Origin of the sequence: Agrobacterium sp. NPDC090273, from assembly GCF_044772305.1 — a bacterium.
Classification (GTDB): Bacteria; Pseudomonadota; Alphaproteobacteria; order Rhizobiales; family Rhizobiaceae; genus Agrobacterium.
Map to the genome: position 1 here is coordinate 262,203 of NZ_JBIVYN010000006.1, position 19,971 is coordinate 282,173.

A 19,971-nucleotide genomic window follows, 5' to 3' on the forward strand; every position below is an offset into this window, starting at 1 on the left:
TCCACACAATGTTGGGATGAACAAGACGCAAACACAGGGATCGCAATCAAGGCGGCGCGCACAATGGTTGGCGCTGGCGGGTTTGTGGTTGCTTGCTAGTCTCGGGATATTGTTGGCAGCCGATGAATTGGCGCGATCGCGGGCCATGAAGACGGCCGCATCCGAAGCATCGACGGATGCGGAGCTCAAAATAGCTCTCCTGAATGTGGCGCTGGAGCGACCGCGTGCCATTCCGTTGGTTTTGTCGGGTGATCCGGATCTTGCCAGCGCCCTGGACGGCGGCGGAGCTGCAGCGGTCGATCGCCTGAACCGCAAGCTTGAAGGGCTGATTGAGGGAACGCAATCGTCCGTGATCTATGTGACCGGCCCGGATGGCCTTACCATCGCATCCAGCAACTGGCGTTTGCCGGAAAGTTTCGTTGGCTCCGTTTACGCGTTCCGCGAATATTTCCAGGGTGCCATGAAAAATGGCATGTCCGAACACTACGCGCTTGGCAATGTCAGCCGCAGGCCGGGCCTTTACATTTCCCGACGCATCGACGCGGCGGACGGGCGGGCTCTGGGCGTTGTCATTGCCAAGGTTGAATTCAATCGGCTTGAAACGGACTGGAACATCGGCGGTAAACCGGTTTACGTCGTCGACAGGGACGGTGTGGTGCTGATGACAAGTGTACCGAACTGGCGTTTCAAAACCATCGCGTCGATAAGCGAGAGCCGTCGAAGGGAGATTTCTGAAAGCTTGCAGTTCGGTAGCGAAACGCTGTCGCTGATGCCACTGCGTAAAATCAGAACCGCATTCGACAACTTGCCACTGTTTCATGTTGACGATCCCGTCAAGGAACGGGGTGCCTATCTGAGGCTGGAAATGCCGGTGCCTACGACGGCATGGACGCTTCACTATCTCCAACCGGTAGCCCCCGCAATTGCAGCAGCGGTTCGTGAAGGGAGGGTCATTGCCGTCGCAACACTGATGCCGCTTATGGCGCTCTCCGCATTGTGGTTGTGGCGCCGGCAGAAATCGTTGAGGGAAAAAGAAGAGGAGCAGCACGCTCGCGCTGATCTCGAGCTGAAGGTTCAGGAGCGCACGCGCGATCTGACGAAGACACGCGACCACCTGCAAGCTGAAATCGCCCTGCACGAGAAGACAACCGGTGAATTGCGAAGTGTACAGCACGAATTGGTGCAGGCAAACCGGCTGTCTATTCTTGGGCAGGTGGCTGCGGGGGTGGCACATGAAATCAACCAGCCGGTCGCGACAATCCGTGCCTTCGCAGACAATGCCCGCACTCTCCTGAAACGGGATCGCATGGCTGAAGCCACCGAAAATCTCGAAAACATTGCGTCATTGACGGAGCGTATCGGGACCATAACCGGAGACCTCAAAATCCTTGCGCGCAAGGGCCGGACAGCCGCCGAACCGGTCATCTTGAGGCTCGTGATCGAAGGCGCAGTGATGTTGCTGCGCAGTCGCTTTTCCGGCCGGATGGACGCCCTTGATATCGTCCTGCCCGATCGGGCCCTGACGGTCCTTGGCAGTCGTATCCGCCTGGAGCAGATCCTCATCAATCTTCTGCAGAATGCTCTGGAAGCGACTGAAAGCATTGATAATGCTCGAGTTGACGTACGTGTCGCCGAGCAAGGGGACATGGTTGTCCTGAGCATTGCTGACAATGGCACCGGCATCCCCGAGGACATCCGCAAGCAACTTTTTTCACCCTTCAACACGTCGAAGGAAAGTGGCCTTGGTCTTGGACTGGTTATTTCCAACGATATAGCCTCCGACTATGGAGGACATATCAGTGTTGAAAGCAGCCTTAGCGGCACCTGTTTTTCCGTTTTTCTGAAGCGAGCGTGACATCATGGCCAGTGGAACCATCTTTCTCGTGGACGACGATTCCCAATTGCGCAAAGCGATGGTGCAGACGTTGGAGCTTGACGGCCTTGCGGTCAACGCATTTCCGCGAGCCGAACAGGCACTTGACGCTTTGCGGGAGGATTTCGACGGGATCATCATTACCGATGTCCGCATGCCTGGCATGACAGGGCTCGAATTTTTCGAAAAGGTTCGCAGGATTGATGCCGATCTCCCGGTCATTCTGATAACAGGACATGGCGACGTGCCCATGGCTGTCGATGCGCTCCATAACGGTGCCTATGATTTCATTGCAAAGCCATTTCCGGCAGAGCGTATGGTTGAGAGTGCCCGTCGCGCGCTGGAAAAACGACGGCTTGTCCTGGAAAACCGCTCATTGCGTCGTGCAGCCGCTCAGGCGGAGGACGATTTGCCGCTCATCGGGCAGACACCCGCCATGGAGCGGTTGCGTCTGACACTTCGACACATTGCCGACACCGATGTCGATGTGCTGGTTGCGGGCGAAACTGGCAGTGGCAAGGAAGTGGTGGCAACAGCGCTTCATCGCTGGAGTAAAAGGCGCTCCAAGGGCAATTTCGTCGCGCTCAACTGCGGCGCGCTCCCCGAAACTGTTATTGAAAGCGAGCTTTTCGGCCATGAGGCGGGTGCTTTCACCGGTGCCCAGAAAAAGCGTGTAGGGCGTATCGAACATTCCAGCGGAGGTACTCTCTTCCTCGACGAGATCGAGAGCATGCCCCCCGCCGTGCAGGTGAAAATGCTGCGCGTGCTGGAAATGCGGGAGGTTTCGCCACTTGGATCCAATGACGAAAGGCCGATTGATATCCGCGTTGTGGCTGCAGCGAAGATTGATCTTGGCGATCCGGAACAGCGTGGTACCTTTCGCGAGGACCTCTATTATCGTCTGAATGTCGTCACACTCTCGATCCCGCCTTTGCGCGAACGAAGACCGGATATCCCGCTACTTTTTTCCCATTTCGTCGCAAAGGCCGCCAATCGTTTCAACGTCGCCGTTCCACAGATCGGATCGGCTGTATCGCGTTATCTCAACGAACATGACTGGCCCGGAAACGTGCGCGAACTCGGCCATTTTGCGGAAAGGGTGGTGCTCGGCCTGGAGACGGGCACGACAAGCCAGGTTGATGTGCCGCTTACGGAAAAGTCCTCAGCAACGTTGCCGGAGCGGATGGATGAGCTCGAGGCTCGTCTGATCCGCGAAACTCTGGAACAGGCGAATGGCGATGTTGCCGAGACGATCGCTGCGCTTGGTATCGCCCGCAAGACGTTTTACGACAAGCTCCAACGGCACGGCATCAGTCGGACAGACTACGTGAAAAATACCACCGCATGAAAAGAGCCGTCAACATTGCTGCTGACAGCTCTTTTGAATTCGGTGTGGTCGTGGTCGCTAATCAGCCCGCGACACAGAAGTGGCTCTGGCCGTCATAACCGACATAGGTGCCGGTGCGGGAGTTGAAGCTCCTATAACGCTGCGAGCAGTAGTCATACCAGGCGTTCGTCCAGGGTTCGATCGTGCGGTAGACCGGACGCTGGTCATAGACGGGACGGTTGTCGTAAACAGGTTGGGCGCGATAGGCCGGCTGGGGCTGGGGGCGGTAATAACGATAGTCGGGTTCCTCGTAGCTGTCATAGACCGGCTGAGGTGCTGCGTAGCGGCGAACCGGAGGATCGACATAAACCGGTTCGTCGTAGACCGGACCACGGTTAGAAAGGGCAGAACCGACCGCAACGCCTGCGGCAAGCCCGAGAACGCCGCCCAGAACGGCTGCATCGCGACGATCACGGCGATCCCAGTCATTGGCAGAGGCGCTGCTGAAAGGGACGATGGTTGCTGCGGCGACCGCAATGGCGAGAACGGTTTTTGCTGCGAAGGACGACATTTTGTTTTCCATCCAGATGGCAGATCGCTGCCTGTTTCAATTCGATGGTTAAGAAATAATGTCTGCCGGCTGAATGTTCGCTGAACGAATTGTGGCGCTGCTGAGGCGTTGTTTTTGACGGGTTTCAGCCCAGTTCGAGGGACGTTACGCCGTATAGACCCTCTGTAGAAATAGTTGGTGGCGTCCCTTTGTACATGCGGGCGGTCACAAAACCACGGCTCATGCCGCAACTTTCCAGAAAGGCTGTAAAGTCGGTGGCTGGCTCCGGCACGTCGATATGAATGACCGCATCACCAGCCTCCGTCGCCAGTCTATGGAGGATTGTTATGGCATCCTCCAGCCGATCGGCAAAAAGTGGCCCGATCTTGAAACCTTCAACGCACCTTCGCAAAACACCGTATGCGCTTATCTGACCTTCGCTCCGAACAACAGCCGTGACGTGCTGCGCCTTTATCCATTCGAGGAGGAAGCCCTTGCGATCAGCAGGAAAGAAATGGCGGTCGAAAGCGATCAACTCAGGGATCATATCGGCACTGAGATCCATGGTGTTCATTTGCGGTGCCGACTTTAGTCTGCCGCTCCAGCGCCAGGTGCGGTAGGTTGGCATAAACCCCATCGTGGCATAGTTCGCCTGCTGTTCGGGTACGCCGTCCAGGCCAATCACATGGCCGGCGAGACGCGCCATTCCGGCATCCCATACCCGCTTCCCAAGGCCCTTGCCGCGCATGTCGGGCCTGCAGATGTAGAGGCCGATAAAGCCGAAAGTATCGGTATAGGAAATTGCAGAGATGGCGGCTGCAAGTTCGCCATCGACAATGCAGCCGATAAATCCCTCAGGGTCGAAGGCGAAAAAGCGTTCCGCGTCGAAAAGACCGGGGTTCCAGCCTTCATTTTTTGCCCAGCCGATCAGCGTCTTTGCTTCTTCCTCTGTCAATCGACGGATTTCTGTAGTCATGAGGTCAAAAGCCGTGATGGAGAGAAGTCTTCCATCGAACCTCTATAGGGCTTGTCTATCGGGGTGGCGTATGCACCGCGTTTGGCGGTGGAGAGGCCGAGCGAAACAAGCGTTTCTGCATGCCTGACGGCTGCAGAAACGCCATCGATCACAGGCACGCCAAACTCTCTGGAAAGGTTCGCAGCAAGATCGGCCATGCCAGCACAACCCAGCACGATCGCTTCGGCCTTGTCTTCCAACAGCGCTGCTGCGATCTCGGCCCGCAGGCGAGGCATCGCGTCGGAGGAGGGGTCTTCGAGCGAAAGGACCGGGATATCGGCTGCACGGACCTTGGCGCGCGTTCCCATGCCGTAGCGATGAACGAGATGCTCAACGGGAAGCCTTGAGCGTTCCATGGTTGTAACGACGGTAAAACGTTGGGCAATGAACGCTGCTGTTGCAACGGCCGCTTCACAGATCCCGATCACCGGGATGGTGGCTAGCGCGCGTGCGGCATCGAGCCCTGTGTCGTCGAAACACGCGATGACAGCTGCTTTCGCCCCGAGCTTTTCGGCTTTTGCAACTTCGATGAGCATGCCTGGTATGGCGAAAACCTCGTCGTAATAACCCTCAATGGAGACCGGCCCCATGGTGGAGGTTACTGCCAGGATTTCGGTGTCGTTGCTTGCCGCGCGCGTCGCAGCATCGGCAATCGTTGCCGTCATGGATTGCGTGGTATTGGGATTGATGACGAGAATGCGCATGTTTCGTTTCTTTAGCCGCGTGAATGGCGGCGGTTCATGTAGACGATAAGGCCGAGCGTAGCGGCAATCACGATGAAGGAAAACAGTGTGGTGACCGCGCCAAGGGCATAAAGCACTGGCGTGGTGACGTTTGTCGTCATGCCATAGATCTCGAGCGGAAGGGTGTTGTAAGTGCCAGATGTCATCAATGTTCGGGCAAACTCGTCGTAGGAGAGGGTAAAGCCGAATAGTCCCACACCGATCAAGCTGGGCGCAATCATTGGCAAGACAACATGCGCGAATGTCTGCCAGGAGGATGCTCCAAGGTCGCGCGCAGCTTCTTCATAAGAGGGCGAAAAGCGGTTGAATACGGCAAGCATGATCAGGACCCCGAAAGGCAACGTCCAGGTGAGATGAGCGCCGAATGCTGATGTATACCAGGACGGTTCCAGTCCAAGTTGCTGGAAAAGCACGCCAATGCCGAGAGAGATGATGATTGACGGGACGACAAGGCTGGCGACCGAGAGGTAAAAGAGCGGTGTTGCGCCTATGAACTTGCGACGAAAGGCAAGGCCCGCGAGAAGCGAGACAAGCACAGTTACGACCATAACCATCAAGCCCAGCCCGAACGAGCGACGGAAGGAGCCGCCGAAATCACCGACGGCCTGCTGCTCAAACAGGTTGCCGAACCAATGCAGTGAAACACCGTTGAGCGGGAAAGTGAGGCCCCCGTTCGGTCCCTGAAACGCGAGGATCAAGATCGCGGAGAGTGGACCGTAGAGAAACAGCACAAAGAGAATGAAGAAGAAGGACAGGATATAGAATTCGCGGCCACGTTTTTCGGAATGCATCGATCAGAGCTCCTTGCGGATGTCGACGATACGCAGGATGCCCGCGACCATCAGGAGGACAAGGATGAGCAAAATGACAGCGTTAGCTGCGGCAGCAGGATACTGAAGGAGAGACATCTGGTTCTTCATCATCAGTGCTACAGACGCACTTTGTCCCCCGGACATCACCTGAACGGTTGAGAAATCCGCCATGACGAGCGTCACCACGAAAATGGTCCCAATCGCCATTCCGGGTTTGGCAAGTGGAATGATGACGTTGGACAGAATCTGCCAACTGCTTGCGCCTGCGTCCCGTGCGGCCTCTATCAACGATTTGTCGATACGCATCAGCGTATTGAAAATCGGGGTCACCATGAACAACGTATAAAGGTGCACCATCGCAAGTACGACGGCGAAATCCGAATAGAGCAACCATTCGATTGGTGCTGGCAGGATGCCGGTGCCGACGAGCGCGCTGTTTACGAGCCCGTTTCGGCCAAGCACGGGTATCCATGAGATCATCCGGATGATGTTGGATGTCAAAAAGGGGACGGTGCAGATCAGGAACAGGACCATCTGCATGGTGGTGGTTCGAATATGGAAGGCAAGGAAATAGGCAACCCAGAAACCGCAAAAAAGCGTGATTGCCCAAACGATGGCCGCGAATTTGAGCGTGTTGATGTAGGTCTGCCAGGTGACCCACGACCCTATGGTTTCCGTGTAATTGAACGTTACGAAATCAGGATACATCTGGGCGAAGTCATAATCCCAGAAGCTGACGACAGCGATCATGATGATCGGCAGAAGCAGGAAAAAGCCGAGGATCAGGAAGAGCGGTGTCGCCTGAATATAGGAGACCAGTTTTTGCGGCAGCACGAAAGCGCGCTCCGGTCTATCCTTCTTTTCACTCACACCGATGAATCTGACTGTCACCAAGGTTTATCTCCCGCAATAGGGCCGGTTGGGCCAGATACGCGGCGTAAGTTCGCCGCGCATCCGTTTTCTTGCTAACCTTTATGATCAGGCTGCGATGAACTCATTCCAGCGGCGGACCATGTAGCGGTCTTCGTCCATGACTGAGTTCCAGCATGCCACCTTGCCCATGCGCTCCTCGAAGGAGCCGCCATCGCGAACCGCACCGGCCTTTTCCATGACCTTGCCGTCGGGCGCAACGATGTCGCCCTGAGCGGGCTTTCCTTCGACCCAGTAGCCCCATTCGTCAGCAGACATGTGCTCCTTAGCGGTCTCCATGGCTGCGGAATAATAGCCTTGGCGGTTGAGGTAGGCACCGACCCAACCGGATGTATACCAGTTGATGTATTCATAGGCTGCATCGAGCTTTGCGCCTGAGAGGTGCTTGGCAAGACCGAGGCCACCACCCCAGGACCGATATCCCTCCTTCAGTGGCTGGTATTTGCAGGCGATGCCCTTGGAGCGAACGGCTGCAACAGCCGGCGACCACATGGACTGGATGATGACTTCGCCCGACGACATGAGATTGACGCTTTCGTCGAAGCTCTTCCAGAAGGCGCGGAACTGTCCGTCCTTCTTGGCCTTGATGAGGAAATCGATCGTCTTGTCGATCTCTTCCTTCGTCATGTTGCCCTTGTCGGCATATTTGATGTTGCCCATGGCTTCCATGATCATCGCCGCGTCCATGATGCCGATCGATGGGATGTTCAGAATGGACGTCTTGCCCTTGAACTTCGGGTCCATGATATCGGCCCAGCTCGTGATGTCGCGGCCGACAAGATCCGGGCGGATGCCGAGAGTGTCGGCATTATAGATAGTTGGGACCATGGTGAAGTAGTCTGTCTCGCCCTTCGCGAAAGACTTGTCGCCAGGCTTTTCGACAAACCCGACCGTGTGCGGCGCTGTGCCCTGCGCGACGACGCTGTCGGGCTTCAGCTTGCCGGTTTTAAACAGCGGCACGATCTTGTCGTAGTATTTCAGCTTCTTGATTTCCATCGGCTGGATAACGCCTGCCGGATAGACCTTCTTCAAAATCCAGTATTCGATATCGGCGATGTCATAGGAATTTGGCTGAGTGACAGCGCGCTGAGCGGCTGCGTCCGAATCTGTCGCGGTCATTTCAAGCGTAATGCCAAGGTCGGCCTTGCACTTTTCGGCAATGGCATTGAGGTTCGATACGCCGGTACCGAACTGGCGAAGCGTGATCGGGTTTTGCGCCCAGATGGTCGGGAAGCCGGTGATCAGGCCGGAACCGATCGCTGCACCGGTTGCGGCAGCACCCGCTTTAAGCAATCCGCGGCGGGAAAGTCCGCCCTTGGTTTTGGAAGTGTCGGTCATTTCAAAGTTCTCCTCTGGTTATTTTTCGGGTCACTTCTCTACGCGACCGAGCACAATGGCATCGGTCGTATTCCATGAGAGCGGGATCGCGTCGCCGACCTTCACCGGCGCCTCGAAAAAAGCGACATCGCTCAAAATGACGTTGAAGTCTTCAATACCTGCGCCGGTCACCGCAATCTTGACGCTACCGCCGCGATACTCGACGTTGGACACGATGCCGGTGAAGCCAAGACCGGGTTTTTCAGGTTCGCCGACACGCACACGGTCAGTCCTGACGGCGATATCCATGCGGTCACCATTCGGGACAAGGCCATTACCGACGAAGGTTCCTCCGCCCGCAACCTCCATCGTCACGAGCTCGCCGTCGTTGTCCTTAAGACGGCCGGAAATGACGTTGTGGTCGCCCATGAAACGGGCAACAAACGCTGTCGCCGGTCGCTCGAAAACCTCGCGTGGTGTAGCAGCCTGTTCAATACGACCGTCGTTCATGACAACGATGATATCGGCCAACGCCATGGCTTCTTCCTGGCTGTGGGTGACGTGAACGAAGGTGATGCCGAGAGACGTTTGCAGCTTCTTGAGTTCGGCCCGCATGCGGATTTTCAGAAACGGATCGAGTGCCGAGAGTGGCTCGTCCAGCAACAGCGCTTCCGGATCAGTGATCAAAGCACGTGCCAATGCCACACGCTGCTGCTGCCCGCCTGACAGTTGGGCGGGGCGGCGGCTTGCATAGGGCTCCAACTGCATCAGTTTGAGCATGTCGAGTGCCTTGCTGCGACGCGTTTCCTTATCCATCCCCTTCATCTTGAGGCTGAAGGCGACGTTGTCGACGAGATCAAGGTGCGGGAAGAGCGCATAGGACTGGAACATCATCGCGGTGCCGCGTTTGGCAGGAGGCAGGTCCGTAACCACCGTATTGCCGAGCCTGACATCGCCACTGGATATGCTTTCATGGCCGGCAATCATCCGTAACGTGGAGGTCTTGCCACACCCCGACGGACCAAGCAGGCAGCAATAACTACCCGCCGGTATCTTAAGGCTGATGGCATGGACCGCAGTCGTTGTGCCATAGATCTTGGAAACGGAAGCGATGTCGATTTCAGCGGCCTTGCTCATGCATTTCCCTCTTTTGATCGGCTCATGCGTTGCATAAGTCGTGCCAGTTCGCTTTCCGCGCGCTAAGGCCATGGAATTCCAAGACTTAATTTTTTGCGGAAACAGAGGGCGCATTCTCATGGAGGGTTGCATGCACAAAAAACGCGCTTTCGTTTTCACGAGTGCACAAAATTGTATACAATAAATTCCACGATGACTGGACGATTCCTGTTTGCGCCGCGCACGCTTCGCGTTAGAACAGAGGGGAAACAGGACGAACCAATGAGCCTCGCCCAGATTGCCCCACCATCAGATCCGACACAGGAAGACCGTGCACAGGCCATCCGCGACACTTTGCGTGATGCCATCGTTGATCGGCGGCTCGCGCCTGGAACAAAATTGTCTGAGTCAGAAGTTGGAACGCTGTTCGACGTCAGTCGAACAGTGGTGCGTGCAGCCCTCCAAATGCTCGCCTTCGAGGGCCTGGTTCGCGCTGAGCGCAACCGTGGTGCATTCGTATCCAATCCAACACCCGACGAGGCAAGGCAGGTTTTTGCGGCGCGCAGACTAATCGAGCCGGGAATTGTCGATGCTGCCATCGAGCGGTTGACGCCTGTCGCGGTCAAGCGGCTCAAAGATCACCTGATGGAAGAAACGCGGCATCAGCACGAGCGCGGGCCAAGCGCCAGACGAGCGGAAATCAAGGCGTCCGGCGATTTTCATCTGATGCTGGCTGAAATTTCCGGCAACGCGATCCTTGCGAAATTCATGGACGAGCTGGTTGCACGCTCGTCTCTTGTCATTGCGCTTTACGGCCGATCAGGCGTTTCGAGCTGCGGACACAATGACCATGCTGATCTACTTGACGCACTTGAAACAGGCGATGTGGAAAAAGCCCGCTCATTGATGCTGCATCATATCGACCACATCGAGGCAGATCTTGACCTCCGCATGAAGGAGGGTCTCGCACTCAAGGATGCGCTGGCGCTCTAGACTGATGTCATCCTCGGAATGAACCCGAGGATGCCACAAGCTCTGGCTTAACGCTCAATCATGCCGCATAGCGACTGATCGCAAGATCGTGCGTGTCGATTTCCGGCTTCTCGCCGCTGATGAGGTCGGACAATACCCGGGCGGAACCGCACGACATTGTCCAGCCGAGCGTGCCGTGACCGGTGTTGAGATAGAGGTTGTCGTAGCGCGTCGCTCCGATAACGGGCGTACCATCAGGTGTCATCGGGCGAAGTCCACACCAGAATTTTGCTTGTGCCTGATCGCCTGCGCCACCAAAAAGGTCCTCAACCGAATGAGTTAGCGTTTCTTTCCGGACGGCCGGCAGATCCTTGCTGAACCCGGCAATCTCCGCCATCCCGCCGACACGGATGCGTGAGCCGAGGCGTGTAATGGCAACCTTGAATGTTTCATCCATGACGGTCGAAACCGGGGCCCGTTCCTCTTTCACGACCGGCACGGTGATGGAATAGCCTTTCACCGGATAGACTGGCAGGTCGAGCCCAAGCTGGCGAACGAACTGAGGTGAATAGCTGCCAAGTGCTGCGACGAAGACATCGGCCTCGATCAGCCCTTTTGTGGTCTCCACTGCCTTTATACGGTTTGCTTCAACGATGGGGCGCATGACACCCGTATCGTAGATGAAGGTGACGCCCGCCTCTTCGGCCATCCGGGCAAGTTCTGTCGTGAACATGAAGCAGTCGCCGGTTTCATCGCCGGGCAAGCGCAATCCACCGACAATCTTGTCCTTCGCAGGCGAAAGTCCGGGCTCGATCGCAGCGCAGCCATCCCGGTCGAGAATTTCGAAAGGCACGCCGCCAGCTGTCAGAACATCGACATCCTTTCCGATAGCATCGAATTGCTTCTGGGTGCGGAAAACCTCCAGTGTTCCCTGCATGCGCTGGTCGTACTGGATGCCCGTCTCGTCACGCAATGCCATCAGGCAATCGCGGCTATATTCCGCAATGCGGACCATCCGGCTCTTGTTGATTGCATATCGTGCTGATGTGCAGTTCCGCAGCATCTGGGTCATCCAGCGCCATGCGGCAGGGTCTGTTGTCGGGCGAATGATAAGGGGGGCATGTTTCATGAACAGCCACTTCATCGCCTTGACCGGAATGCCAGGTGCTGCCCAGGGAGAAGAATAGCCCGGGGAAACCTCGCCTGCATTTGCGAAGCTTGTCTCCAGTGCTGCCGCCGGCTGGCGATCGATTACCGTTACCTTGTGGCCCGCCTTTGCCAGGTACCAGGCGGAGGTCACGCCGACAACGCCGGCTCCCAGAATTGTGACGTTCATGATCGTCTCACTTGTCTTTTGTTGTCGTTGAAGCAGAGGCTGCGCTCGAGCGCGGCTGAATATAATGTCGGCGGTAGCGGCGTCCGAGGCCGGTCAGGATTTCGTAGGCGATGGTGCCCGCAGCCGCGGCAATGTCTTCAAGCGTCTGGTCAGGGCCAATCATCTGCACCAGACTGCCTTGCGTCAATGTCCCTTCTGGCAGAGCAGAAATGTCGACAATGATGCTGTCCATCGATACACGGCCGATAATGGGCAGGCGGACGCCGTTGAACCATACCGCGCCGCTGTTGCTGAGCGAACGGGGAAGACCATCGGCATAGCCGGCCGCAATCGTCGCGAGGCGCTTTTGCGTCTCGACGCGGTATGAGCCGCCATAGCCCACCAGCGAGCCTGTGGAAACTGTTCGGGTTTGGATGACTGCGATGTCCAGTTTTACGACTGGTTTCATCGGGTTGGGTCGGGCCGAGGATGGGGCTCCGCCATATAGGGCGATACCAGGCCGCATAAGTTGATGGTGGTAACCGGCGCCCAGAAAGATGCCACCCGAGTTAGAAAAGCAGATGGGTGCGTGCGGGAACGAGGCTGAGGCTTCGTGCATCACGGCAAGCTGTGCGACGTTTGCCTGATGTTCCGGCTCGTCGGCACAGGCGAGATGGCTCATCACAAACTGGATTTCGATGTTCTCCAGCAGCTTTGGATTTGACAGGAGGAGTGCGAGTTCATTGGCCGACAGGCCAAGCCGGCTCATGCCCGTATCGATCTGCAATGCTGCGGGAAGGGGGACGCCCTGCCTTTCTGCAAGCGTCGACCATTGCGTGACTTGCTCAAGCGAATTGAGCACAGGGATGACATCCATTTCGACACAGGACACCTCGTTTCCGGGCTGAAGGCCATTCAGGACGAATATTCGAGCGTCCGAAGCAATGCGCAATCGAAGGGAAAGTGCCTCATCAATGTGGGCGGTGAAGAAGTTCCGGCATCCGGCATCGTAGAGCACGCTTGAAACGGTTTCGGCCCCGAGCCCATAAGCATCGGCCTTCACAACGGCTGCAGTAAGTGCCTCAGGCGCCATCGCGCAAAGTGCCAGATAGTTATCCTGTAGGGCGCCGAGGTCGATCGTCAGATACCCACTCGCTCCACCGGCGGCCTGTTGGCGGCTGATCTGCATGTCCATGGTTGTTCACCCTCATTATTATAGGAAGAGGGTATTGCAACGATTGTCGAATTTCTTGGTAATTAACGGAATAAAATGCGAATGATGATGGATACGCGCAATTTTAGTCGAAAAATTGGAACGATCTATGTCCGTACTCGATGCTACCGATCGCCACATCATTCGTCTGCTTCGGCTGAATGCCCGTATCAGCAACGCCAAGCTCGCATCAGAGGTTGGGCTCTCCGCTTCAGCCTGCCTGCGTCGCGTCGATATTCTCGAACGCGAAGGTATCATTCGTGGCTATACCGCACTGACGAGCGGGCTTGCGGGAGGCGAGGTCATCTCGGTTATCGTTCAGATTACCCTCGATCGTCAGACCGAGGACTATCTCAACCGTTTTGAACATGCCGTGCGCCGCTATCCGGAAATACGTGAATGTTATCTGATGACCGGCGGATCTGACTATTTTTTGCGCTGCGAGGCGGAAAGCGCCGGTGACTTCGAACGGATTCACAAGGAAATCCTCTCGAAGTTGCCGGGCGTTTCGCGCATTCATTCAAGCTTTGCCATTCGCAACGTGCTCGCAACACCGAAGCCAAGATGACGATCATCGGAGGCCGGAGCGGCTCGACGATCCCGTTTCACCTCCACATGCGATAGAAGTGATGCACCGGACCTCGTCCTTGCCCAACAGCAAGATCTCGTCCGGCTTCAAGCGCGCCGTGCAGATAGTCTTTCGCCAGGCCGACTGCGTCGTGCAACTGATGACCTAGCGCCAGATACGCGGTGATTGCAGCAGCGAGTGTGCAACCGGTGCCGTGGTCGTTTTTCGTTTCAAGACGTGCTGCTGAGAGGGCGTGCATCGCTCCATCGGTGAAAAGATAGTCCGTGCTTTCCTCGCCGGTGCTGTGTCCTCCCTTGATGAGGACGGCTTTTGCACCAACCTTCAATATGGCTTCAGCCTGCTCGATGATCTCATGTTTTGACGCGGCGAGCGGCCTTCCTGTCAAAAGGGCGGCTTCTGGCAGGTTCGGTGTGACAATGGTGGCGATTGGCAACAGTTGCTGGCGAAGCTTTTGAATTGCATCCTGGTGCAGCAGCCTGTCACCTGAGGTTGCCACCATCACAGGATCGAGCACCACGGGCTGGTGCTGGACGCGAAGCCGTGCGGCGATCGCTTCGATGGTTTCAGTGCGCGATACCATGCCGATCTTGACCGCATTGACCTTCAGATCCGAAAAGACCGCATCCATTTGCGCGCTGATGGTGCTGACGGATATATCCTCGACGGCCGTTACGCCCTTCGTATTCTGGGCTGTGATTGCAGTGATGACACTGGCGGCATAGACACCGAGCGCCGAGAAGGTTTTGATATCAGCCTGAATACCAGCGCCGCCACCGCTGTCTGAGCCTGCAATTGTCAAGGCAATGGCTGTCATGACGCCCTCTCTTTCAGCGACTTGTCGATCAGGGCACGGAAGTCACCGGCAGCCTTGGAGATGTCGGTGGCGCGGAATATCGCCGATATGACCGCGACGCCGTCGGCGCCTGCGGCAATTACGGCTGGAACGCGTCCAAGATCAATGCCCGCAATTGCGCCTACAGGCATGTCCGGCCTTTGCTCGCGCAAATAGGCTCGGAGTGTCGAGAGCCCCTCAATGCCGACGGGCACATCGGGATTGACCTTCGAGACGGTTTCAAAAACGCCTCCAATGCAAGCGTAGTCGGCCGGCATAGCAGCAGCCCGAACCGCATCCGCCATGTTCTTGACCGTGAGACCGATGATGGCGCTACGACCTAGAATTTGTCGTGCAGTCTTTGCGCCCATGTCGTCAACACCAAGGTGTACACCGTCTGCTCCCGAGGCGAGCGCTACATCCACGCGATCGTTGATAACCAGGGGAACACCCGTGCCAATAATCGCTTGGCGGATCGCCTGTGCATTTTCGATCATGGCACGGGTGGAACTGGTTTTATCGCGATATTGCAGGATGGTTGCGCCGTTGAGCGCTGCACAAAGGGCAAGTTCCGATAGCGGGGCAATGTCAGAAAGACTGGCGTCGACCAGCGCGTTAAGGCGGTAATCAACTTGGGTCATGTTCGATCCTCGCGTGCGTTAGAATGTCGTTGCCGGAAAGAGCTGAAAGCGCGTCCAGAAATGCCGGCTCAAAACTGCCCGGCCCATTGGAATATTGTGCTGCAAGCTCAGCGGAAACGCCCGTCACGCTAAGGGCTGCGGTGGCTGCGGCGAGCGGATCTTTTTCAACCGCCATGAATGCAGCGATGACGCCACCGGAAAGGCAGCCGGTTCCGGTCACCTTTGCCATCCATGGGTGGCCGTTTACGATCTTTACGGCCCGATCTTTGGTTCTCAGGCGGTCGACTGGCCCAGTTTCGATGCTGACTACGCCAGGTAGATCGCCGATAAGGCTCATTTCGGCGTGATTGCCACGCACGATGGTCGGCCCGAGTGCAATCAGTTCGTGGGCGAAGGCCAATCTGGAGGGGGAGTAGTCGCAATGAACGGGATCGATGATCCACGGCTTTCCTTCAGCATTGGCTATATCGACGGCCAGTCTGATAACTTTACGGCGCTCCGCATCGAGAGTACCGAGATTGATCGTTAAGGCATCCGCCTTGATAACGAAGCTCTCGATCTCCTCGAGCGACGTGGTCATCGATGGAATTCCGCCGACGACTGTGATGCCATCCGCCGTGAATTTCTGAACCACCGTATTCATCAGGCAATGCACACGGGGGCGCATCCGCCTGACGGTTTCGAGAACCTCGGCCGCTTTCGCGGCTGTCGGTATTGTTTCTGCCACGGATGTCGTCATCATTCCAGTTCCACTGCGATGTCACTGACTGCAGGTGCCTTTTTGATCAGCTGCATCTCCTGCATGAATGCGCCAAATTTGGCGTAACGTTTGGTGTCGAGCGCGGCCGGGCGTTTGGCAAAACGCGGCAATGTATCGAAAAATGCGGACTTGTTCAGTTCGTCATCAAGGTTCGGATAGGCCTTGATGAAAAGTTGCCACGATTCTTGCGGGTGGTTGGTGATGAAGATGGAAGCCTGCTCAACTGCGTCGAGGAAACGTGGCAGGCGGCCATCTGAGGCGGTGTCACGGTGTGCGACGAAGATCAGTTCGTCGTAAGCTGGAACACCGTGTTCCTCCGGGAAAAACGAACGGCCCTCATGGCCCTCAAGCTTCATCTGGGTCAGCTCGAAGTTGCGGAAACCGCCGAGCGTGGCGTCGACCTTGCCAGCAATCAGGGACGGGGAGAGCGAGAAATTCACATTAATGAGTTCAACGTCGTCTTTTTTCAGTCCGTCTTTCTCTAGCATGCGCTTCAGCATAGCATCTTCGAAGCCAGAGACCGAGAAGCCGACCTTTTTGCCCTTCAGATCCTTCAGGCTCTTGATCGGCCCATCGGCCAGCACCGTGATCGTGTTCAGCGGTGTTTCGACGAGCGTTCCAAAGCGGACAATGGGCAGCCCTGCGTCATGATCGAGATAAAGGTTCGGTTGGTAATGAACACCGATATCGGCTTGTTTTGCCGAAACGAGACGCGGTACGGCAGACGGGTCGGCAGGCGGGATCAGCTCAACCTCAAGCCCTGCATCTGCAAATAGTCCGCGTTCCGTCGCGATTACCATTGGAGCGTGATCGGGATTTACGAACCACTCAAGGAGAACCGTCAGCTTGTCAGCCGCTTGCGACTGGGCCGGCACAAGCAAACTTGCTGCGGCAAAAAGGAGGGGCAAAAAAATTCTTTTCATGGTTCGGATTTCCTCCGCAAGTTTCTAGAATAAATAGGTTTTTTGACTTCGTGCGCCCAGGGAGCGAAGCCCTTGGTGGCTTGGTCGACAATCAGACGAAGCAGCACCGCAATCACTGCCAGAATTGCCATCGCGGCAAACATGACGTCTGTTTGCATCCGGGCGTTTGACTGGATCATAACGAAGCCAAGGCCAGACGACGCTCCGACCCACTCGCCGATGATCGCGCCAAGCGGAGCAAGTGGCGCAGCAACGCCCAACCCGGAAACGAGCGATGGAAAAGCCAAGGGTACCCTCAACATGGTGAGGATCTGCCAATCGCTTGCCTGGGTCAGGGAGGCAGCATCCAGGATGTCGCGATCGGTTCTGCTGAGACCATCGCTGAATGCGGATGCGACAGGAAAGAAGATGATCATTGCGGTCATGGCAACCTTCGAGGCCATGCCGAAGCCGAACCAGAGGACAAGGATCGGAGCAAGGACGAATACCGGAAACGCTTGAAGGACAATCACCATTGGCCACACAAGGCGTCCCAAACGTGGCATGGCGGCGATGAAGAATGCCACGGCAATCCCGCTGGCAATGCCCAATGCAAGGCCAATAGCCATCTCCGCCAAGGTCACCCCGGCCTGACTGAATAGGAAGCCGGACTGGCGAATGAAAACGCTCAAGACGTCGAATGGCGTCGGCAATATGTAGCGGGGAGGCGAAAACAGCCATGTGCCTGCCTGCCATACAATCAGCAGGATCAGCACGCCGTGCAACGCATGAGCGGCTCGCATGTGACTAGCGGCAAACGGATCTAAGGTGTCGCGTGACAAGCAAACGGTAATGCAACATCATCAATCGATCTCCAGACATGACAATCACGGAGACCCAGGCAGAGCGGAGAAGAGAAAGAGTGTCCCATTGTAAGGCGACAGTTTCCGTTCCTACGCCGGTATGACCCGGATCAGGTTCAAGGGTCCGGCTCATCGCCATCTCAGCACCGTTCGGTGCTCCCCTCGGAATGGGTCGGAAACTGTCGCTTTTTTAGCTTTCTGTCAACGGCTCAGATCGTTTGTACGGCTTTGAAAATCGAGCTGAATGCACTTCCGGCGCGATAGAAAACTGCTGGCGTGCCGAGTGGGGCATCTACTGTGACATTCTGGCCGCCCGCATAACGCTCACCGCTCCAAAGGTGCACCCAGTCAATATTGCCTGGCAGGTATAGAGATCGGACATTTTCACCTGCTTTCCATACCGGAGCGACGAGCAGGTCTGCACCATAGAGATAGCTGTCCTGGATGGCATAGGTTTGTCGATCGCTCTCAAAGTGCAGGAAAAGCGGACGCTGAACTGGCAGGCCGGTCTGTGCTGCCTCCGACGAAAGGGATTTCAAATACGGTGCAAGTGCAACGTAGATCGCCGTCATCCTTGCAAAGTGCTCCAGGACCTCATCGTCCTGGTCAATTTGAATGTTGTCACGGGGTCTGTTGCCTTCATGGGTTCTCATGACGGACGTAAAAGCAGCCATTTCCGCCCAGCGCATGATCAGCTCCGGTGTCCTCACATTGCCGAACAGACTGGTGTAGCCACCAATGTCGGAATGGTGATAGGCGTTGCCAAGCAGGCCGGAGGAAAGCGCCCCTGACATGACCGTGACAAGGCCATCGTGTCGAGAAAAATCGACCGATTGATCTCCGCCCCACAGAAGCGGGCAGTGTGCCTGAACCCCGGTGAAGCCTGCTCGCATAAAAAACAGTGTCTCACCGGTCTTGCCGCGACTTTCAACAGCTCTGGCATTAACCTCGGCCCAGAGAGTTGGCCAGGCATTATGCATCAGTTTTGCATCCACGCCGTTGGCCAGGTGAATGTCGATCGGCAGGTATTCGCCGAAATCCGCCATCCAGCCGGACAGACCGAAGTCGAGCATATTCTTGCCGATGATTTCTTCGGCAAACCAGATTGCTGCATCCGCATTGGTGAAATCGACAACGCCGCAGTCGAACTCACCAAAATCGACCAGTGCAGTCTTTCCGTCCTTGTCGGTTGCGAAGTAACCGGCTTTTTCAGCAATCGGAAACAGTGGGCCATCAACGCAAAGGTAGGGGTTGACGTAGCCGAGGAAACGAATGCCTTGATCGGCAAGTTCGGCGATCTTCTGGCGCAGATGCGGATAGCGTGTCTCATTGGCCTGCCAGTCCCAGAACAGGCGCGCACCGAACGACGTCTGACGAAGGCCAACCCAATCCTCGCACCATAGGCCGGAAACCTTGGTGCCGGCAGCCATGATTTTTTCCAGCCGCGCAAGGGAATTCACGCCGTCCTTCAAGCCAATGATCGCGCCGTTATAAACCCATTCCGGCAGTTCGGGCTGGCGACCGAAACGCGAAGAGAGCATCGAGACGATATCGGCAAAGCTATCGGCTGAGAAAAACTCGATCTTTTCCGGAATTGCCCAGATCTCCAGCTCGTGAAAATCATCGCTCCGGAAATCGAAGGCGGAATATGCGCTGGTCTCTATGTGGAGGGCGTATCTGCGAGACGAGAGGTAGGTCGGTTGGGGGTAATTGGTGTTGTAATAGTCACCCCCTGCCTTGCCACTGACGTCAGACTTGAATGTGATCTCTGTCGTCTTGTCGCGACCGACGCCCGGTTCGGAGGTCCAGAGCGGAAAACGCCGGCCACGCATGTCGAAGTAGGACATTTGCTCGCCACCACCCCACACATGCTCGTCAGTCTCTGCAACGGTCCGCAGCCAGAGGCGATTGATGCTTTCGTCAAGTGCCGTAAAGCGAAGGGTGTTGCCATCCAGCGTCAATTGCAATCGCGGCGGCTGTCCCTCCGCCGACGCCAGCGAGATCGTATTGCGATCGACATTAGCGTGATGAAGCGGCGAACGTTCGACGACATAGTCTTCGATATCGAAGTTGCCGCGATACATATCCATCCGCTCCTGACCGAAACCGGCAAAGAAGGCTGGTTCTTTTGGGGTATGGGTCAGGACCACGCGTCCGTCGATCGACAGCGTGAAGCCTTCATCAGTCTTTTCAAGTAACAT

19 protein-coding genes and 1 riboswitch are annotated in these 19,971 nt (G+C 56.3%); of the genes, 4 read left to right on the top strand and 15 right to left on the bottom strand.

What is annotated here, in order from left to right; translation table 11 throughout:
* The first annotated feature begins 16 nt into the window (after positions 1 to 16).
* Positions 17 to 1,855, top strand: a complete 1,839-nt coding sequence (locus tag ACIQT8_RS17665; protein ID WP_400967719.1) for an ATP-binding protein — start codon at positions 17 to 19, stop codon at positions 1,853 to 1,855.
* A 1-nt stretch (position 1,856) separates the two neighbouring features.
* Positions 1,857 to 3,221 carry a sigma-54-dependent transcriptional regulator gene (locus ACIQT8_RS17670; RefSeq protein WP_400968063.1) on the top strand — a complete coding sequence of 455 codons (1,365 nt, stop codon included), beginning with the start codon at positions 1,857 to 1,859 and terminating at the stop codon, positions 3,219 to 3,221.
* Positions 3,222 to 3,282: 61 nt separating this feature from the next.
* Here ACIQT8_RS17670 and ACIQT8_RS17675 read toward each other — a convergent pair whose 3' ends face one another.
* The 7 genes from ACIQT8_RS17675 to ACIQT8_RS17705 all read right to left on the bottom strand — a co-directional run bounded on the left by ACIQT8_RS17675 (position 3,283) and on the right by ACIQT8_RS17705 (position 9,704).
* Positions 3,283 to 3,771 (bottom strand): BA14K family protein, encoded by a 489-nt coding sequence (locus ACIQT8_RS17675; RefSeq protein WP_400967722.1) that lies wholly within the window; start codon positions 3,769 to 3,771, stop codon positions 3,283 to 3,285.
* 124 nt (positions 3,772 to 3,895) lie between these two features.
* A complete protein-coding gene (locus tag ACIQT8_RS17680; RefSeq protein WP_400967725.1) occupies positions 3,896 to 4,726 on the bottom strand; it encodes a GNAT family N-acetyltransferase in 831 nt (276 codons plus the stop codon).
* A complete protein-coding gene (locus ACIQT8_RS17685; protein ID WP_400967728.1) occupies positions 4,723 to 5,469 on the bottom strand; it encodes an aspartate/glutamate racemase family protein in 747 nt (248 codons plus the stop codon). Before ACIQT8_RS17685 ends, ACIQT8_RS17680 begins: the two co-directional genes overlap by 4 nt.
* An 11-nt stretch (positions 5,470 to 5,480) precedes the next feature.
* A complete protein-coding gene (locus ACIQT8_RS17690) occupies positions 5,481 to 6,299 on the bottom strand; it encodes an ABC transporter permease (protein WP_138793357.1) in 819 nt (272 codons plus the stop codon).
* 3 nt (positions 6,300 to 6,302) lie between these two features.
* On the bottom strand, positions 6,303 to 7,214 hold the full coding sequence (locus tag ACIQT8_RS17695) for an ABC transporter permease (RefSeq protein WP_400967732.1): 912 nt from the start codon (positions 7,212 to 7,214) through the stop codon (positions 6,303 to 6,305).
* 84 nt (positions 7,215 to 7,298) lie between these two features.
* Entirely contained in the window at positions 7,299 to 8,588 is a 1,290-nt protein-coding gene (locus ACIQT8_RS17700) for a PotD/PotF family extracellular solute-binding protein (RefSeq protein WP_138793355.1), read from the bottom strand.
* Between the two features lie 30 nt (positions 8,589 to 8,618).
* Positions 8,619 to 9,704, bottom strand: a complete 1,086-nt coding sequence (locus tag ACIQT8_RS17705; protein WP_400967736.1) for an ABC transporter ATP-binding protein — start codon at positions 9,702 to 9,704, stop codon at positions 8,619 to 8,621.
* A gap of 261 nt (positions 9,705 to 9,965) precedes the next feature.
* Here ACIQT8_RS17705 and ACIQT8_RS17710 point away from each other — a divergent pair, with 261 nt between their 5' ends.
* Positions 9,966 to 10,676, top strand: coding sequence for a GntR family transcriptional regulator (locus tag ACIQT8_RS17710; protein WP_400967739.1), 711 nt, complete (start codon positions 9,966 to 9,968; stop codon positions 10,674 to 10,676).
* A 58-nt stretch (positions 10,677 to 10,734) separates the two neighbouring features.
* On the opposite strand, the gene ACIQT8_RS17715 is transcribed toward ACIQT8_RS17710, so the two are convergent.
* Together ACIQT8_RS17715 and alr are read right to left on the bottom strand one after the other, a co-directional pair.
* Positions 10,735 to 11,991 carry a D-amino acid dehydrogenase gene (locus ACIQT8_RS17715; RefSeq protein WP_400967742.1) on the bottom strand — a complete coding sequence of 419 codons (1,257 nt, stop codon included), beginning with the start codon at positions 11,989 to 11,991 and terminating at the stop codon, positions 10,735 to 10,737.
* Between the two features lie 7 nt (positions 11,992 to 11,998).
* A complete protein-coding gene (alr, locus tag ACIQT8_RS17720) occupies positions 11,999 to 13,165 on the bottom strand; it encodes an alanine racemase (protein ID WP_400967745.1) in 1,167 nt (388 codons plus the stop codon).
* Positions 13,166 to 13,292: 127 nt separating this feature from the next.
* On the opposite strand from alr, the gene ACIQT8_RS17725 reads away from it, so the two are divergent.
* Positions 13,293 to 13,751 carry an Lrp/AsnC family transcriptional regulator gene (locus tag ACIQT8_RS17725; protein ID WP_400967748.1) on the top strand — a complete coding sequence of 153 codons (459 nt, stop codon included), beginning with the start codon at positions 13,293 to 13,295 and terminating at the stop codon, positions 13,749 to 13,751.
* Between the two features lie 37 nt (positions 13,752 to 13,788).
* Here ACIQT8_RS17725 and thiD read toward each other — a convergent pair whose 3' ends face one another.
* The 6 genes from thiD to ACIQT8_RS17755 all read right to left on the bottom strand — a co-directional run bounded on the left by thiD (position 13,789) and on the right by ACIQT8_RS17755 (position 19,971).
* The gene (thiD, locus tag ACIQT8_RS17730) at positions 13,789 to 14,586 is read right to left on the bottom strand and encodes a bifunctional hydroxymethylpyrimidine kinase/phosphomethylpyrimidine kinase (RefSeq protein WP_400967751.1); all 798 of its coding nucleotides are present in this window, start codon (positions 14,584 to 14,586) and stop codon (positions 13,789 to 13,791) included.
* Positions 14,583 to 15,245 carry a thiamine phosphate synthase gene (thiE, locus tag ACIQT8_RS17735; protein ID WP_400967754.1) on the bottom strand — a complete coding sequence of 221 codons (663 nt, stop codon included), beginning with the start codon at positions 15,243 to 15,245 and terminating at the stop codon, positions 14,583 to 14,585. The genes thiD and thiE overlap by 4 nt, the downstream gene beginning before the upstream one ends.
* Positions 15,232 to 15,972: a hydroxyethylthiazole kinase gene (locus ACIQT8_RS17740; protein ID WP_400968066.1), complete on the bottom strand. Its 741-nt coding sequence runs from the start codon at positions 15,970 to 15,972 to the stop codon at positions 15,232 to 15,234. Before ACIQT8_RS17740 ends, thiE begins: the two co-directional genes overlap by 14 nt.
* An 11-nt stretch (positions 15,973 to 15,983) precedes the next feature.
* Positions 15,984 to 16,928: an ABC transporter substrate-binding protein gene (locus ACIQT8_RS17745; RefSeq protein ID WP_400967757.1), complete on the bottom strand. Its 945-nt coding sequence runs from the start codon at positions 16,926 to 16,928 to the stop codon at positions 15,984 to 15,986.
* Positions 16,925 to 17,710, bottom strand: a complete 786-nt coding sequence (locus tag ACIQT8_RS17750) for an ABC transporter permease (RefSeq protein ID WP_400967760.1) — start codon at positions 17,708 to 17,710, stop codon at positions 16,925 to 16,927. The genes ACIQT8_RS17745 and ACIQT8_RS17750 overlap by 4 nt, the downstream gene beginning before the upstream one ends.
* A 130-nt stretch (positions 17,711 to 17,840) precedes the next feature.
* A riboswitch (TPP riboswitch) is annotated at positions 17,841 to 17,943 on the bottom strand.
* 36 nt (positions 17,944 to 17,979) lie between these two features.
* Positions 17,980 to 19,971, bottom strand: a complete 1,992-nt coding sequence (locus ACIQT8_RS17755; RefSeq protein ID WP_400967763.1) for an alpha-glucosidase — start codon at positions 19,969 to 19,971, stop codon at positions 17,980 to 17,982.

Bases quoted from the DNA above. Each gene is read 5' to 3' on its own strand.
- ACIQT8_RS17745 (WP_400967757.1), bottom strand. From the start codon at position 16,928: ATGAAAAGAATTTTTTTGCCCCTCCTTTTTGCCGCAGCAAGTTTGCTT.
- ACIQT8_RS17725 (WP_400967748.1), top strand. From the start codon at position 13,293: ATGTCCGTACTCGATGCTACCGATCGCCACATCATTCGTCTGCTTCGG.
- ACIQT8_RS17710 (WP_400967739.1), top strand. From the start codon at position 9,966: ATGAGCCTCGCCCAGATTGCCCCACCATCAGATCCGACACAGGAAGAC.
- ACIQT8_RS17705 (WP_400967736.1), bottom strand. From the start codon at position 9,704: ATGAGCAAGGCCGCTGAAATCGACATCGCTTCCGTTTCCAAGATCTAT.
- thiD (WP_400967751.1), bottom strand. From the start codon at position 14,586: ATGACAGCCATTGCCTTGACAATTGCAGGCTCAGACAGCGGTGGCGGC.
- ACIQT8_RS17755 (WP_400967763.1), bottom strand. From the start codon at position 19,971: ATGTTACTTGAAAAGACTGATGAAGGCTTCACGCTGTCGATCGACGGA.
- thiE (WP_400967754.1), bottom strand. From the start codon at position 15,245: ATGACCCAAGTTGATTACCGCCTTAACGCGCTGGTCGACGCCAGTCTT.
- ACIQT8_RS17685 (WP_400967728.1), bottom strand. From the start codon at position 5,469: ATGCGCATTCTCGTCATCAATCCCAATACCACGCAATCCATGACGGCA.
- ACIQT8_RS17690 (WP_138793357.1), bottom strand. From the start codon at position 6,299: ATGCATTCCGAAAAACGTGGCCGCGAATTCTATATCCTGTCCTTCTTC.
- ACIQT8_RS17750 (WP_400967760.1), bottom strand. From the start codon at position 17,710: ATGCGAGCCGCTCATGCGTTGCACGGCGTGCTGATCCTGCTGATTGTA.
- ACIQT8_RS17665 (WP_400967719.1), top strand. From the start codon at position 17: ATGAACAAGACGCAAACACAGGGATCGCAATCAAGGCGGCGCGCACAA.
- ACIQT8_RS17675 (WP_400967722.1), bottom strand. From the start codon at position 3,771: ATGTCGTCCTTCGCAGCAAAAACCGTTCTCGCCATTGCGGTCGCCGCA.
- ACIQT8_RS17700 (WP_138793355.1), bottom strand. From the start codon at position 8,588: ATGACCGACACTTCCAAAACCAAGGGCGGACTTTCCCGCCGCGGATTG.
- ACIQT8_RS17680 (WP_400967725.1), bottom strand. From the start codon at position 4,726: ATGACTACAGAAATCCGTCGATTGACAGAGGAAGAAGCAAAGACGCTG.
- ACIQT8_RS17715 (WP_400967742.1), bottom strand. From the start codon at position 11,991: ATGAACGTCACAATTCTGGGAGCCGGCGTTGTCGGCGTGACCTCCGCC.
- alr (WP_400967745.1), bottom strand. From the start codon at position 13,165: ATGGACATGCAGATCAGCCGCCAACAGGCCGCCGGTGGAGCGAGTGGG.